Origin of the sequence: Mesorhizobium sp. CA7 (assembly GCF_020165015.1) — a bacterium.
Taxonomy (GTDB): domain Bacteria; phylum Pseudomonadota; class Alphaproteobacteria; order Rhizobiales; family Rhizobiaceae; genus Mesorhizobium.
In genome coordinates, this window is the sequence record NZ_JAIUHH010000004.1 from 178,350 (window position 1) to 193,069 (window position 14,720).

Genomic DNA, 14,720 nt, shown 5'->3' on the forward strand with positions numbered 1-14,720 from the left:
CCGGCCAGAAAGGAAGCTGACCGCCCATGTTGCGATTCCTGCTTATGCGCATAGCGTCGGCGCTTCCCGTCCTCGCCATCTTGAGCCTCGTCACCTTCGCCATCATCCAGGCGCCGCCCGGCGACTATGCGGATTACATCCGCTCGCAGCTGATCAACCAGGGTGGCGCTTCCTACGCCGAGGCTGAAGCGCAAGCCCAGGCCTACCGCGTCGAGCATGGCCTCGATAAGCCGCTGCCCATCCAGTATCTCAACTGGATCGGCGGCATCGTCACCCGCGGCGATTTCGGCTACAGCCTCTACTACAACAAGCCCGTGGCCGATGTGGTGGGCGAGCGCCTGCCGCGCACCTTGCTTCTGGCGCTGGTCTGCCATCTGCTCGCCTCGGTGCTCGGCATCACCTTCGGCATATGGGCGGCAACGCGTCAGTACAGCTGGATCGATTCGACACTTTCGGCGATCTCGTTCCTCGGCATGACGGTGCCGCGCTTCCTGATGGCGCTGATCATCGTCTACCTCTTGGTCTTCCAGTTCAACGTCTCCGAGATCGGCTCGTTCTTCTCGCCGCAATATGGCGGCGCGCCCTGGTCGTGGGCGAAGTTCGTCGACCTGGTCAAACACGTCTGGCCGGTTGTGGCGATCGCGACCTTCGGCGGCCTCGCCTACAATATGCGCGTCATGCGCGGCAATCTGCTCGACACGCTCAACGCGCAATATGTCGAGACGGCCAAGGCCAAAGGCCTGACCGGCGCCGCCGTCGTCATGCGGCACGCCGTGCCCAATGCGCTGCATCCGCTGGTGATGTATCAGGGCGTGGTGCTGCCCTATATGCTCACCGGCGAGATCGAGACGGCAATCATCTTCGCACTGCCCACTGTCGGCCCGGCGATCGTCGGCTCGATGGCGGTTGGCGACGTCTATGTCACGGCGACCTTCATGATGGTGCTGTCGGCGACGCTGATCGTCGGCAACATCATCGCCGACATGCTGCTGGTCCTGCTCGACCCGCGCATCCGCCAGTTCGGGGAGCGCTAGATGCTGGCCCGCGATCCCTCACCCCTGCCCCCATCTCTTACGCCCTTGCCGGCCGAAAGCGTCCCGGTGGCCGAAGCCGCGCATGGCAATGAGAGCTACATCGCGCTTGTCTGGCGCCGGCTGAAGCGTTCGTGGACCGGCATGGCCGGGCTTTGCCTGGTCGCGCTCTTGCTTGTCATGGCGGTGTTCGCCGAATTCCTGGCGCCGATGGACCCCAAGGCGACCGATGTCGCCTTCGCGCCGCCGCAACTGCCCGCCTTCCACGACAAGGACGGCAATTTCGTCGCGCGGCCGCGGGTCTATGCGCTGGCCGATTCAGCCGATCTCGATCCGGTCACCTTCCAGCCGATCGTCGGCCCCGACTACGACCATCCAAGGCTGCTCGGCTTCTTCGTCGAAGGCGCGCCCTACAAGCTTCTCGGTCTCGTCCCGATGAACCGGCATTTCTTCGCCTCGATGGACGGCCAGCCGGTGCATTTCCTCGGCACCGACAAGTTCGGCCGCGATGTGCTGTCGCGCGCCATCCACGGCTCGCGCGTGTCGCTGATGATCGCGCTGACGGTGGTCTTCATCATCACGGTCATCGGCACAAGCGTCGGCATGATCTCCGGCTATTTCGGCGGCAAGTTCGACGTCTGGATGCAGCGCTTCGTCGAGCTTGTCCTCGCCTTCCCGCAATTGCCGCTATATCTGGCGCTGACGACGCTGATCCCGGTCACCGCGCCGACCAATGTCTTCCTCGCCTTCGTCATCATCGTCATGTCGGCGCTGGGCTGGGCGCAGATGTCGCGCGAGGTGCGCGGCAAGACGCTGGCGCTGGCGCGGATCGACTATGTGCGCGCCGCCATGGCGGTCGGGGCCACCGATCGGCGCATCATCATGCAGCACATCTTCCCCAATGTGATGAGCCATGTGATCGTCGCCGTGACCCTGGCGATCCCGACTGTGGTGCTGCTCGAATCCTTCCTCGGTTTCCTCGGCTTCGCGGTGAAGCCGCCGCTGATCTCCTGGGGCCTGATGCTGCAGGACACCGCGACCTATTCGGTCATCGGCACCTATCCGTGGATCCTGTCGCCGGTCGGCTTCGTGCTGATCACCGTCTTTGCCTTCAACGCGCTGGGCGACGGCCTGCGCGATGCCGTCGATCCTTATTGAGGTGGCCGGATGACGACGATCGCGCTCGCAGACTCCCTCGCGCCGGCCATCCGGCTCGACCATGGCGGACGCCATGACCAACCCGTCATCGACGCCCGCAACATCGAGGTCGCGTTCAAGGTCGAGCACGGCACCGTCGAGGCGGTCAAGGACGTCTCCTTCCAGATCTATCGCGGCGAGACGATCGCGATCGTGGGCGAGTCCGGCTCCGGCAAGTCGGTGACGGCGCGCACCGTCATGGGGCTGCTGTCCAGGCGGGCAACCGTCTCGCCGCGATCAAGCGTCGAATATCTCGGGCAGAACATCCTGAAATTCCCCGAGAGCGCCCGGCGCAAGCTGCGCGGCAACCGCATCTCGATGATCTTCCAGGAGCCGATGAGCTCGCTCAACCCGATCTATACGGTCGGCAGCCAGATCGTCGAGGCAATCCGGGTGCATCGCAAAGTCGGGCGCAGACAAGCCTGGGCGCGCGCGCTCGAGCTGCTACGGCATGTCCAGATCCCCGAGCCGGAGGCGCGGCTGAAGCAATATCCGCATCAGCTGTCGGGCGGTCAGCGGCAGCGGGTGATGATCGCCATGGCCTTGGCCAACGAGCCCGACGTTCTGATCGCCGACGAGCCGACCACGGCGCTCGACGTCACGGTGCAGGCGCAGATCCTGAACCTGATCCGCAACCTGCAGAAGGAACTGCGGATGGCGGTGATCCTGATCACCCACGATCTCACGGTGGTGCGCAAGTTCTCCGACTACGTCTATGTCATGCAGCATGGCGAAATGCGCGAGCACAACGTCACCGAGCGGCTGTTCGCCGACCCGCGGCACCCTTACACGCAGCGGCTGCTCGCCTCGGAGCCGCGCGGCCGCCCGCAGCCACTGCCGGAGAGCAGCGGCACCATCCTCGAGGCGAACGGCGTGCGCGTCTGCTTCATGCTGCGCCACGGCTCCTTCCTCAAGCCGGACTGGCGCGAGCTGGTCGCGGTCGATGATCTTGACCTGAAGCTTTGCCGTCACGAGACGCTGGGGCTGGTCGGCGAATCCGGCTCCGGCAAGACCAGCTTCGGCCAGGCACTTATCAGGCTGGCCGACGCCAAGCGCGGCGAGATCCGCTTCGACGGCCAGCCGATCGAGAACTTCTCACGCACCGAGATGCGGCCGCTGCGCTCGCGCATGCAGGTCGTCTTCCAGGATCCGTTCTCCTCGCTCAACCCGCGCATGACGATCGGCCAGATCATCGAGGAAGGCCTGGTCGTCAACAGTCTGGGCGCGACGCGGCGCGAGCGGAACGAGCGGGTGCGCGAGGCGCTGGTCAGCGCCGGCATGCCCGGCAACATCCTGTCGCGCTTCCCGCACGAGTTCTCCGGCGGCCAGCGACAGCGCATCGCGATCGCGCGCGCCATCGCGCTGGAGCCCGAATTCATCCTGCTCGACGAGCCGACTTCGGCGCTCGACCTTTCGGTGCAGGCGCAGATCATCGACCTGTTGCGCAAGCTGCAGGACGAGCGCGGCCTGAGCTATCTCTTCATCTCGCACGACCTCAAGGTGGTGCGGGCGCTCTGCCACCGCGTCATCGTCATGCAGCACGGCAAGATCGTCGAGCAGGGACCCGTCGACGAGGTCCTTTCCAATCCCAAGACCGCCTACACCGAACGGCTCGTCAGGGCCGCTTTCGACGTGGCTTAGAAGTGCCGGAGGTTTTTACAGTGGCAAGAAATCCCAGGATCACATTCATTGGCGCAGGCTCGACGGTGTTCATGAAGAATATCATCGGCGACGTGCTGCAGCGGCCGGCGCTGTCGGGTGCCACCATCGCGCTGATGGACATCAACCCGCAGCGGTTGGAAGAAAGCGCCGTCGTGGTCAACAAGCTGATCGCGACGCTCGGCGTCAAGGCGAAGGCCGAGACCTATTCCGACCAGCGCAAGGCGCTTTCCGGCGCCGACTTCGTCGTCGTCGCCTTCCAGATCGGCGGCTACGAGCCCTGCACCGTCACCGACTTCGAGGTGCCGAAGAAATACGGCTTGCGCCAGACCATCGCCGACACGCTCGGCGTCGGCGGCATCATGCGGGGCCTCAGGACGGTGCCGCATCTATGGAAGATCTGCGAGGACATGCTTGCGGTCTGCCCGGAAGCGATCATGCTGCAATATGTCAACCCGATGGCGATCAACACCTGGGCGATCGCCGAGAAATATCCCACGATCAAGCAGGTCGGGCTCTGCCACTCGGTGCAGGGCACGGCGATGGAACTGGCGCACGATCTCGACCTTCCCTATGAGGAGATCCGCTACCGCTCGGCCGGCATCAACCACATGGCCTTTTATCTCAAGTTCGAGCATCGCCAGCCGGACGGCACCTACCGCGACCTCTATCCCGACCTCGTGCGCGCCTATCGCGAGGGCCGTGCGCCAAAACCCGGCTGGAACCCGCGCTGCCCGAACAAGGTGCGCTACGAGATGCTGACCAGGCTCGGCTATTTCGTCACCGAAAGCTCGGAGCATTTCGCCGAATACACGCCCTATTTCATCAAGGACGGCCGACCCGACCTGATCGAGAAATACGGCATTCCGCTCGACGAATATCCGAAACGCTGCATCGAGCAGATCGAGCGCTGGAAGGGCCAGGCGGAAGCCTATCGCTCGGCCGAGCGGATCGAGGTCGAGCAGTCGAAGGAATATGCCTCCTCGATCATGAATTCGGTGTGGACCGGCGAGCCGTCGGTGATCTACGGCAATGTCCGCAACAATGGCTGCATCACCTCGCTGCCTTTCGACTGCGCGGCGGAAGTGCCGTGCCTGGTCGATGCCTCCGGCATCCAGCCCACTTACATCGGCGAGTTGCCGCCGCAGCTGACGGCGCTGATCCGCACCAATATCAATGTGCAGGAGCTGACGGTGCGGGCGCTGATGAGCGAGAACCGCGAGCACATCTACCATGCGGCGATGATGGACCCGCATACGGCGGCCGAGCTCGACCTCGATCAGATCTGGTCCTTGGTCGACGACCTGCTTGCCGCGCATGGCGACTGGCTGCCGGCTTGGGCGCGAGGCCGGCGCAAGAGCGCGGCCGCCTGAATTCCGGAATTACGCCCCGGCCTTCTCGCGCTCGACGGCGCGCCAGCCGATGTCATGGCGGTAAAAGCCTTGCGGCCAGTCGATCTGGTCGATCGCCGCATATGCCTTGGCCTGCGCCTCGCCGACGGTCGTGCCGAGCGCGGTGACATTGAGCACACGGCCGCCATTGGCGACCAGCGCACCGCCATTGATGGCGGTGCCGGCATGGAAGACCTGGACGCCCTCCCCTTCCGCCTCGTCGAGGCCGCGGATGACCGAGCCCTTTTCCGGCGCGCCGGGATAACCCCTGGCCGCCATCACCACGGTCAACGCCGTCTCGTCGCTCCAGCGGACCGACATATGCGCGAGCTGGCCGTCGACGGCGGCGTTGAGCAGGACGAGCAAATCGTCCTTCAGCCGCATCATCAGCACTTGGCATTCGGGATCGCCGAAGCGGGTGTTGTACTCGATCAGCTTGGGGCCCTGGTCGGTGATCATCAGGCCGGCGAAGAGGATGCCGGCGAAGGGCGCGCCGAGATTGGCCATGCCGCGCATGGTGGGCTCGATGATCTCGCGCATGGTGCGCTCGGTCATTTCCGGCGTCATCACCGGCGCCGGCGAATAGGCGCCCATGCCGCCGGTGTTCGGCCCGGTATCGCCGTCGCCGACGCGCTTGTGGTCCTGCGCGGTGCCGAAGGGGAGCGCGGTGGCGCCGTCGCACAGGCAGAAGAAGCTTGCCTCCTCGCCGGTCAGATATTCCTCGACCACGACCTCGGCGCCGGCGGCGCCGAAGGCGCCGTCGAAGCAGGCTTCGAGCGCGGCGTTCGCCTCGTCCTGCGTCATGGCGATGGCGACGCCCTTGCCGGCGGCGAGCCCGTCGGCCTTGATGACGATCGGCGCCCCGGTCTTCTCGACATGGGCTTTCGCCGAGGCGAGGTCGCTGAAACGGCCATAGGCGGCGGTCGGAATGTTGAACCTGGCGCAAAGATCCTTGGTGAAGCCCTTCGATCCCTCGAGCCGCGCCGCCGCCTTGGAGGGGCCGAAGACGCGGATGCCCCAGGCGCGCAGATCGTCCGCGATGCCGGCCACCAGCGGACCTTCCGGACCGACCACGACCAGATCGATCTTCTTTTCCTGGCAGAAGGCGGCCACAGTAGAATGGTCGGCGACGTCGAGCTTCACCGGTTCGGCGATGCGGCCGATGCCCGGATTGCCGGGCGAGGCATAGAGCTTCGTCAGCAGCGGCGAGGCGGACATCTTCCAGGCCAGCGCATGTTCGCGGCCACCCGAACCAAGAAGAAGAACGTTCATGGCCACCTCTTGCTGATCGTCTCCCTGAACCCGCTATTGGTCCACGGGCGGCGGGTCAAGGCGTCTCGGCATTTTGGCGGCAATTGCGCACGGGAACATGGGCCTCATCAAGGCCGATGAGACAGGTGCCGAATTTGACCGGTCGGGGAAAACGGGAGTTTCGGAGAGCGGCTCAGCTCTGGAATGCCTCAGCTCTGGAAAATGACGGGGAACCAATCCTCGCGCAGTTTCTGGCCGGGCTTCATGTCGTGACCCGGATAGGGCGGCGAGGTGCGGCCGGGACGTTCGACATAATGTGCGTCGTCGCCGACCCAGCGCAGCGACAGCGCCCGGCGCCGCGCCGCCGTCAGGTTGCCGCGCGCACCGTGCGCGGTGCGGAAGTCGAACAGGATGGCGTCGCCCGGCTCCATCTCCCATTCGAGCACCTTCATCGACGGGTCGTTGTCGGGGTCGGGCACAGGCAGGTAGTCGCCCTCGCCGGCGTAGAAGTTGTCGTCGTTCACCCAGCGCACCGGCAGCACCATCTTTTCCCATTTGTGCGAGCCGGCGATCAGCCTCAGCGTCGCTTCCTTCACCGGATCGATCGGGATCCAGAAGCTCACCGTCTGGCTGCCGTCGACGAAGTAGTAGGGAATGTCCTGGTGCCACGGCGTCGGCTTCTGCGTGCCGGGCTCCTTGACGAGGACGTGGTCGTGGAAGAACTGGGCGCTGCGCGACTGCATGACCGCGGCTGCGAGCTCGGCGGCCGGCGACTCGCGCACGATCCTGACGAATTCCGGGATGCGCTCCCAGTTGCAATAGTCGTCGAAGAAGCTGCCCTTGCCGTCGGCGATGTCGGAGGCGGCGGCGCTGCGGTTGCGCATATTACGCTCGATGCCGTCGGCGATCACGTCGACCCAGTCCTTGAAGGCGCCGCGAATGCAGACTGCGCCGTCGCGCTGATAATCGGCAATCGTCGAAGCATCGATCTTTGGGCTGGCCATGGCGTACTCTCCTTGGGTTGGCAAGCGACTATCGCAAGCGCCCGACATCGGGTAAAATAATAACTTGCCATCTGGTTTATAGTTATAACCTATGAGACTGACCCTCGCGCAATTGCGCTATGTCGTTGCCGTGGCCCGCTATGGCAGCGTGACCGCGGCAGCCCAGGCGCTGAACGTGTCGCAGCCGTCCATCTCAGTTGCGATCGACAATGTCGAGGACGCGCTGGGCCACAAACTGTTCGTGCGCCAGCGCGGCAGCGGCGTTTCGCTGACATCCTTCGGCCGCAGGGCCGTGGCCAAGGCAAGGCAGGTGCTGGGCGAGGCGGACGAGCTGGCGGCGCTCGGTTCGCGTGACGCCGATGTCGGCGGCGAGCTGGCGCTCGGCTGCTTCGAGGATCTGGCGCCCTATTTCGCGCCGGCGCTGATGCGGGCCTTCGCCGAGCGCTGCCCGGCCGTCACCGTCGTCATCGGCGATGAAACCTTCGAGACGTTGGGGCGGCGCCTGGCCGACAGCGCCGTCGATCTCGGCCTCACCTACGATCTCGGCCTGCCCGGGCATTTCAAGCGCATTCTCCTGCACGAGCTGCGGCCGCACGCGCTTTTGCCGGCCGGCCATGAGCTGGCGGACAAGCACGCCGTCAGCCTGGCCGAACTCGCGCAGCATCCGCTGATCACCACCGACCAACCGCATAGCTGGCAGCATATGCTGGACCTCTTCCTCAGCCGCGGCCTGTCGCCGGTCGCGCGGGCGACGACGAGTTCGTTCGAGCTGCAGCGCTCCATGGTGGCCAACGGCTTCGGCGTCGCGGTCAGCTATACGAGGCCTTATGGCGACCGCAGCTATGACGGCCTGCCGCTGGTCTGCAAGCCGCTCTCCGATCCGCTGCCCATGCAGCGCATCATCCTGACCCACGACACGCGCCAGCGCCTGTCGAAAGCGGCCGCGGCGTTCATCGACGTCGCCAAGGCATGGTTTGCCGGTCACGATGTTTTCACCGCCTAGGTTTTCAGCGCCTTAGCGACAACGCGGCCGCTTGACGGCGCTGCTTGCTGCTGCCACTCCAGCGTGATGGAAACCGTCCAGTCGAAAGCGATCCAGGGCCGTGTCGCCGACGCGCCGAGCGGCCATTGGGTCTACCGCGTGCTGCCGCGCTGGCTCTGGCCCTATGCGCAGCTTGCGCGCTGGGACAGGCCGATCGGCTGGCAGCTGCTTTTATGGCCCTGCTGGTGGTCGGCAGCGCTTGCCGCGGGCGCCTATCCGCGCCCGACCGACCCGCTGCTGACGCTGCTGCCGACGCCTTGGTATCTATTGCTGTTCTTCATCGGCGCTGTCGCCATGCGCGGCGCCGGCTGCACCTACAACGATCTCGCCGACCAGGACATCGACAACCAGGTCGAGCGCACGCGCTCGCGGCCGCTGCCCGCCGGCAAGGTGACACGCCGCCAGGCCTGGGCTTTCGTCATCATCCAGGCGCTGGTGGGCTTGGCCGTGCTGTTGCAGTTCAACGGCTTCGCCATTCCGCTCGGCATCGCCTCGCTGGCGATCGTCGCGGTCTATCCTTTCATGAAGCGCATCACCAACTGGCCGCAATTGGTGCTTGGGCTGGCCTTCTCCTGGGGCGCGCTGATGGGCTGGGCGGTCGAATTCGGCGATCTCGATGATCCGGCGATCATGCTCTATATCGGCTCGATCCTGTGGGTGATCGGCTACGATACGATCTACGCGCATCAGGACAAGGAAGACGACGCCATCGTCGGTGTGCGCTCGACGGCGCGGCTGTTCGGCGACAACACCAAGACCTGGCTGGTTGGACTCTATGGCGGCGCGCTGGTCTGCTTCGCCATCGCCTTTGCATCCGCCCAGGTGCCGATCGTGGCGCTGGCCGGGCTGATCGCCGCCGGCGCGCATATGGCGCGCCAGATCATCCGACTCGACATCAACAATCCGGACCAATGCCTGAAACTGTTCAAGTCGAACAACCAGGTCGGCTGGCTGATCTTCCTCGGCCTGATCGGCGGGTCCGTGTGGATTTGGCTGAAGCCGCTGGTGTAGCGGGCTCCCCCTTCCCCCCTTGTGGGGGAAGGTGTCGCCGAAGGCGACGGATGAGGGGTGCTCCAGAGGACACCAGCGTCTCACTCCTCTGGAGCACCCCTCATCCGTCTCGGCGCTGCGCGCCGATCCACCTTCTCCCACAAGGGGAGAAGGGAAAATCGCACTACTCCCTTGCGATAATCTCCTGGCCGTCGATGACCAGCCTCAGGCCCAGATTGCCGGCCTTGCGGCGGGCGAGGAAGCGCGGGCGGCGCGTGGTGGAAACACGGCCCTTGCGGCGCTCCTGCGGCGGCAGCGCCTTGATGGCGGCGCCGAGCGATTCTTCCAGGGTGCGGGCAATGCCGTCGGCCTCGATCAGCAGCATCGGCAGGCGATAGGCATCGGCCCAGGCGCGCCAGTCGGCGGCGACGTCGTCGAGGTCGTCGGCGACCAGGAGCGGCACCGACAGCATCGGATCATTGTGGAGGAGCTCGAGCGTCACGGTGACATTGCCGTCCGGATCCTCCATGGCGCGCGCGGCGACGCCGCGGAACGCCTTGGCGGGCAGCGCGATGATCGCCGGCACGCCGCTCATCTCCAGCACACGGCGGATGACGGCGCCGCGCTGGTCGATGGTGAAGGTCACATCGCCATAGTCGTCGCGGGTGGCATAGCTCACCATCTGCGGCAGGCGAAATGGGTCGAGACGCATATTGCGCCCGGCCCAGACTGGCTTCAGTCCAGTGTTCATCGATGTCTTCCCTGTTAGTCCTGAGGGCCGTTTTTCCGGTTCTCTCAGGGCCGGTTTTTCCGGCCTCGTTATGGGAAGAAACATTAGCGCTCGCTTCTTACCGGCGCGCTTAAGAAAGTCGGTTAAATTTTGCTGATCTGAGCCAATGGTTATCGGAATGCGACCGACCGCCGGATGAGGTGAGGATCAGATAACCTTACCGGGATTCATGATGCCTGCCGGATCGAAGGCGGCCTTCACGCGGCGCATCAGGTCGATCGCCATCGGCGGCGCCGTGGCGATCAGCTCGTCGCGTTTCAATTGGCCGATGCCGTGCTCGGCCGAGATCGAGCCATGGAAGGAGCGCACGACATCGTGCACGGCCTGGTTCATAGGGTGGTAGAGTTCGAGGAACGCCTCGTCCTGCCAATCCACGGGACGCGAGATGTTGTAGTGCAGGTTGCCGTCGCCCATGTGGCCGAAGCAGACGACGCGCGCGCCGGGGCAGACTCCCTCCACCACGCCGGCCGCCTTTTCAATGAACTCCGGGATCGAGGCGATCGGCACCGAAATGTCGTGCTTGATCGAAGCGCCTTCGGGCTTCTGGCATTCGGGAAGCGTCTCGCGGAAATTCCAGAAGGCGTCGCCTTGGGCAAGGCTTGCCGATACTACCGCGTCGCCGACGACGCCCTGATCGAGAGCCTCGGCCAGGACTTCTTCGATCAGCGCCCTGCCGTCTTCCTCGGAGCGGCCGGAAGAGACCTGCATCAGCACATACCACGGCCAGTCGTCGGCCAGCGGCCGCGTGATGCCTTGCCCGTGCTTGAGCGTGAAATCGTATGGCCTTTTGCCGATCAGCTCGAAAGCGGTGAGCGATGCGCCGGCGCGATCCATCGCCAGGGTGAACAGCGAAAGCGCATCTTTCGGCGACGATGGCAGGCCGGCAAAGGCCACCTCCCTGCCCTTCGGCTTCGGGAACAATTTCATCACCGCGGCGGTGATGACGCCGAGCGTCCCTTCGGCGCCGACGAAGAGATTCTTCAGATCGTAGCCGGTGTTGTCCTTCTTCAGCTTGCGCAGATCGTCGAACACCTCGCCGGTCGGCAGCACGACCTCGACGCCAAGGCAGAGCTCGCGCGCATTGCCGTAGGCAAGCACGCCGGTGCCGCCGGCATTGGAGGAGAGATTGCCGCCGATCTGGCAGGAGCCCTGGGCAGCGAGCGAGAGCGGAAACAGCCGGTCGGCGGCGTCGGCCGCTTCCTGCAGCGTCTGCAGGATGACGCCGGCCTCGACCGTTACCGTGTTCGACAGGACATCGATCTCGCGGATGCGGTTCAGTCGCGACAGCGAGACCACGATGTCGCGGCCGGATCTGTCCGGCACCTGGGCGCCGACCAGGCCTGTATTGCCGCTTTGCGGCACGATCGGCGTTCCGGTCTCGGTCGCAAGTCGCATGATGCGGCTCACTTCCTCAACGCTGCCGGGGCGCAGCACCAGCGATGTCCGGCCGTGCCAAAGGCCGCGCCGCTCGGTGATGTAAGGCGCGATGTCGGCCTGATCGCGCAACGCATATTTGTCGCCGACGATTGCCGCGAAGCGGTCGATGACGGCGGGATCGAGGTCCAAGGGCTGATCGTTCATGGGCGGCGAGACTAGAGCAATTCCAGGAAAAGTGCGAAGCGGTTTCCGTCCGGAATTGCGTCAGAACAGAGAGATAGACTCAGGCCGGCTTATCACGCGGCGTGGCGGCGCGGGCGAGCCGGTCATTGATCGCCTCGCCCAGGCCCTCGAACGGGATCGGCTCGACGGCGATGGTCGCGGCGCCGACACGGTCGAGCGCCTGCATATAGGCAAAGAGGTTGCTTGCCGCTTCGCGCAGGTCGCCCCTTTCAGAGAGATTGCGCAGCGCAACGGCCCGTTCCCAGCCCTCGGCGCGGTTGCGGCCGAACGCAAGCAACGCCTCGCCTTCGGCAATTTTTCCGACATTGAGCCGCATCGCGGCGCCCGGCGCGTAATGCGAGGCAAGCATGCCCGGCGCCTCGATGCCGCTGGCGCCGCGCGACAGCTTCGCACAGGCCACCGCCTCGATCTCCTCGGCGCCGATGCCGCCGGGCCGCAGCAGCCGCAACTTGCCGTTCTCGACCTTGAGAATAGTCGATTCCAGGCCGACCGGCGTCGCGCCGCCATCAACGACCAGCCTGATCCTGTCGCCGAGATCGGCGGCGACCGCCTGCGCTGTCGTGCCGCTGATTTTCCCGGAGGAATTGGCGCTCGGGGCTGCGAGCGGCCTGCCGAGCCGGGCGATGAGCTCGCCGCCAAACCCACGCGGCATGCGCAACGCGATGGTGTCCAGCCCCGCGGTGACGAGCGGGTGGATGCCGTTGCCGGCGCGCTGCGGGAGCACCAGCGTCAGCGGACCCGGCCAGAAGGCTTCGGCCAGTTTTGCCGAGAGCGGATCGAAGCCGGCGATACGGTCCGCCATCGCGCGATCGGCGACATGGGCGATCAGCGGGTTGAAGCGCGGCCGGCCCTTGGCCTCGAAGATGCGCGCCACGGCAATGCCATTGGTGGCATCGCCGGCCAGGCCGTAAACCGTCTCTGTCGGGATGGCGACGACGTCGCCCCCTTCGAGCAGCGCCAATGCCTGCTGCATAGCCTCGCCGACCGCCAGTATCTCAGCCAAATCCGCCACCAGTCCTGAACATGCCGGTCCCGTAATACGGCCGCTTGCATCGGGCAAGTGCGGGCATTGGCGATTTATCAATCCCTAAAATGTTAAGTTCCCGTGCAAGCCGGCTTCAATCGGACGGCTCTAGGGTGCGGGTTCAATGCGGTTGCGGCTTGGGAGTTTGTAATGCGTTTGCTCGGAGCTTTCGGTATCAGCCTTCTGGCGATGAACGGCGCGGCACATGCCTCGTCAATCGTCGTGGTGGCACCCTCGACCTCGACGCCTTCGGTTATCAGGCTGAATGCGATCGACCCGACCAAGCTGTCTGCGGCCTCGACGCCGTCGATGATAGCGCTTGGCGAGCCTGTGCCCGCCGTCACCGACGAAAAGGTCGCGGCAATCCCCGCGAAATCCGGGCGCCAGCAGGCCCCGATGATCATTCGCGGCGGCATTGTCGGCGGCGCTTTCGAAACGCCCCCGGCGGCCAAGCCCACGGCACCGGCAAATACAACCGCCGCCGCGCCGGCAAACGGCACCACGCCGGCAACGCCCGCGAACGGCACCGCGTCCGCTTCGAACGGCAACAGCGGAACCGGCGGACAGCCGGCCGCGACGGCCAATGCGTCGGGCGGCGGCGCGCAGCCGCAAGGCGCCCCGTCGGTGCCGCGCGTCGGCAAGGCGATGTAGATCACACTGGATCCGGCCCTGGCATGCTAGGCGCTTAACCTGTCCGATTCCCGTGATCGGATCGGGCACGATTGCGCCGGCATTTCAAAAAGGGGTTTCATGACTGTTTCGAAAGCAATGACCGTTGCCGCACTGTTGACGGCGACGACACTGGGCACGGGTACGGCACGGGCCGACGACATGCTTGGCTCTTACACGGCGCGGATTTCCGACCGCGATCACCGCGCCAGCGACGGCTACCCGCTCGGCAGCGCGGCGCAGATGGTGCGGCAGGACCGCGCCAACTGGCATAAATTCCACCGGCGCGACAGCGACGACCAGGGTGATGCCTGGTTCCGCAGCGACGGCTCGCGCGCCGACCTGCAGCGCATGCTGGAACGCGGCGGCGCCATGAGCAGCGCCACAAGGCGCGCCATCGTCAATGGCGAGCCGTTGATCGAGGTCGATGTCTATTCGGACGGTGTGCGGGTCAGCATAGTGGAGGATTAACGGGTCAATCTTCCTGGAAGACCGACAAGAGCCGCACCGACGAAAAAGGGCGACGCGCGACGCGCCGCCCCTGATGGTTCAGACGAGAGGAGACGGCTCAGGCCGCTTCTTCCTTGTCGTCATCGTCGGACTCATCCTCATCGGCTTCGTCCTCATCATCGTCGCCATCTTCATCCTCGTCGTCGGACTCATCGTCGCCCGAGGCTTTGGCTTCTTCGTCGGCGTCTTCGTCGTCGCCGTCTTCGTCGCCTTCATCTTGGTCGTCCGACTCGTCGTCGGCCGAGGCAGTGGTTTCCTCGTCGCCGTCTTCCTCGTCGTCTTCGGACGGATCGGCGGATTCGACCGCCGCGGCGGCAGCGTGGTCGAGAAGGTTTTCGGAAGCGGATTCGATCGCCGCGGCGGCGGCCGGGGTCTCTTCATTCAGGTCGATATCGTCAACGGAATTCATGGCATGCCTCCGTGTTTGGGGAATGTCTTACGGCGTGCCCCGCGAAACGATTTCGGGCAACGCGCCTTAGGTCTTTGGTTGATGCATGTCGTTGCCCCAGGACCGCTCAGCGCTTCTGGACGACATGCACCTT

The 14,720-nt window shown here is 65.1% G+C and carries 14 protein-coding genes; 8 read left to right on the forward strand and 6 right to left on the reverse strand.

The annotated features are described in order from the left end of the window. Nucleotides 1–26: 26 nt before the first annotated feature. Genes LB552_RS10920 through LB552_RS10935 form a run of 4 tightly spaced genes read left to right on the forward strand, consistent with a single transcriptional unit; the run spans nt 27 to nt 5,260 of the window. Complete coding sequence (locus tag LB552_RS10920) at nt 27–1,034, forward strand: ABC transporter permease (RefSeq protein WP_224605189.1); 1,008 nt, start codon at nt 27–29, stop codon at nt 1,032–1,034. Beyond that, on the forward strand, nt 1,035–2,189 hold the full coding sequence (locus tag LB552_RS10925) for an ABC transporter permease (RefSeq protein ID WP_224605192.1): 1,155 nt from the start codon (nt 1,035–1,037) through the stop codon (nt 2,187–2,189). A gap of 9 nt (nt 2,190–2,198) precedes the next feature. Beyond that, nucleotides 2,199–3,869 carry an ABC transporter ATP-binding protein gene (locus LB552_RS10930; protein WP_224605195.1) on the forward strand — a complete coding sequence of 557 codons (1,671 nt, stop codon included), beginning with the start codon at nt 2,199–2,201 and terminating at the stop codon, nt 3,867–3,869. 20 nt (nt 3,870–3,889) lie between these two features. Continuing rightward, on the forward strand, nt 3,890–5,260 hold the full coding sequence (locus LB552_RS10935) for an alpha-glucosidase/alpha-galactosidase (protein WP_224605198.1): 1,371 nt from the start codon (nt 3,890–3,892) through the stop codon (nt 5,258–5,260). Between the two features lie 9 nt (nt 5,261–5,269). Here the strand turns inward: LB552_RS10935 and purD are convergent, their stop codons facing one another. Continuing rightward, nucleotides 5,270–6,550: a phosphoribosylamine--glycine ligase gene (purD, locus tag LB552_RS10940; RefSeq protein ID WP_224605200.1), complete on the reverse strand. Its 1,281-nt coding sequence runs from the start codon at nt 6,548–6,550 to the stop codon at nt 5,270–5,272. A gap of 188 nt (nt 6,551–6,738) precedes the next feature. Further along, entirely contained in the window at nt 6,739–7,533 is a 795-nt protein-coding gene (locus LB552_RS10945) for a phytanoyl-CoA dioxygenase family protein (RefSeq protein ID WP_224605213.1), read from the reverse strand. Nucleotides 7,534–7,624: 91 nt separating this feature from the next. On the opposite strand from LB552_RS10945, the gene LB552_RS10950 reads away from it, so the two are divergent. Together LB552_RS10950 and ubiA are read left to right on the forward strand one after the other, a co-directional pair. Beyond that, nucleotides 7,625–8,536 (forward strand): LysR family transcriptional regulator, encoded by a 912-nt coding sequence (locus tag LB552_RS10950; RefSeq protein ID WP_224605216.1) that lies wholly within the window; start codon nt 7,625–7,627, stop codon nt 8,534–8,536. Nucleotides 8,537–8,602: 66 nt separating this feature from the next. Beyond that, the gene (gene ubiA / locus LB552_RS10955) at nt 8,603–9,586 is read left to right on the forward strand and encodes a 4-hydroxybenzoate octaprenyltransferase (protein ID WP_095770156.1); all 984 of its coding nucleotides are present in this window, start codon (nt 8,603–8,605) and stop codon (nt 9,584–9,586) included. Between the two features lie 163 nt (nt 9,587–9,749). Here ubiA and LB552_RS10960 read toward each other — a convergent pair whose 3' ends face one another. The 3 genes from LB552_RS10960 to LB552_RS10970 form a co-directional block, all read right to left on the reverse strand. Continuing rightward, entirely contained in the window at nt 9,750–10,316 is a 567-nt protein-coding gene (locus LB552_RS10960) for a DUF6101 family protein (protein ID WP_140545535.1), read from the reverse strand. 186 nt (nt 10,317–10,502) lie between these two features. Beyond that, nucleotides 10,503–11,936 (reverse strand): FAD-binding oxidoreductase, encoded by a 1,434-nt coding sequence (locus tag LB552_RS10965; RefSeq protein WP_224605219.1) that lies wholly within the window; start codon nt 11,934–11,936, stop codon nt 10,503–10,505. Nucleotides 11,937–12,015: 79 nt separating this feature from the next. Beyond that, on the reverse strand, nt 12,016–12,978 hold the full coding sequence (locus LB552_RS10970) for an L-threonylcarbamoyladenylate synthase (protein ID WP_224605244.1): 963 nt from the start codon (nt 12,976–12,978) through the stop codon (nt 12,016–12,018). A 171-nt stretch (nt 12,979–13,149) separates the two neighbouring features. On the opposite strand from LB552_RS10970, the gene LB552_RS10975 reads away from it, so the two are divergent. Further along, entirely contained in the window at nt 13,150–13,650 is a 501-nt protein-coding gene (locus LB552_RS10975) for a hypothetical protein (RefSeq protein ID WP_224605245.1), read from the forward strand. 99 nt (nt 13,651–13,749) lie between these two features. Next, nucleotides 13,750–14,139, forward strand: coding sequence for a hypothetical protein (locus tag LB552_RS10980; RefSeq protein ID WP_224605248.1), 390 nt, complete (start codon nt 13,750–13,752; stop codon nt 14,137–14,139). Between the two features lie 97 nt (nt 14,140–14,236). On the opposite strand, the gene LB552_RS10985 is transcribed toward LB552_RS10980, so the two are convergent. Continuing rightward, nucleotides 14,237–14,587, reverse strand: a complete 351-nt coding sequence (locus LB552_RS10985; protein ID WP_224605250.1) for an ATPase — start codon at nt 14,585–14,587, stop codon at nt 14,237–14,239. Nucleotides 14,588–14,720 lie beyond the last annotated feature (133 nt).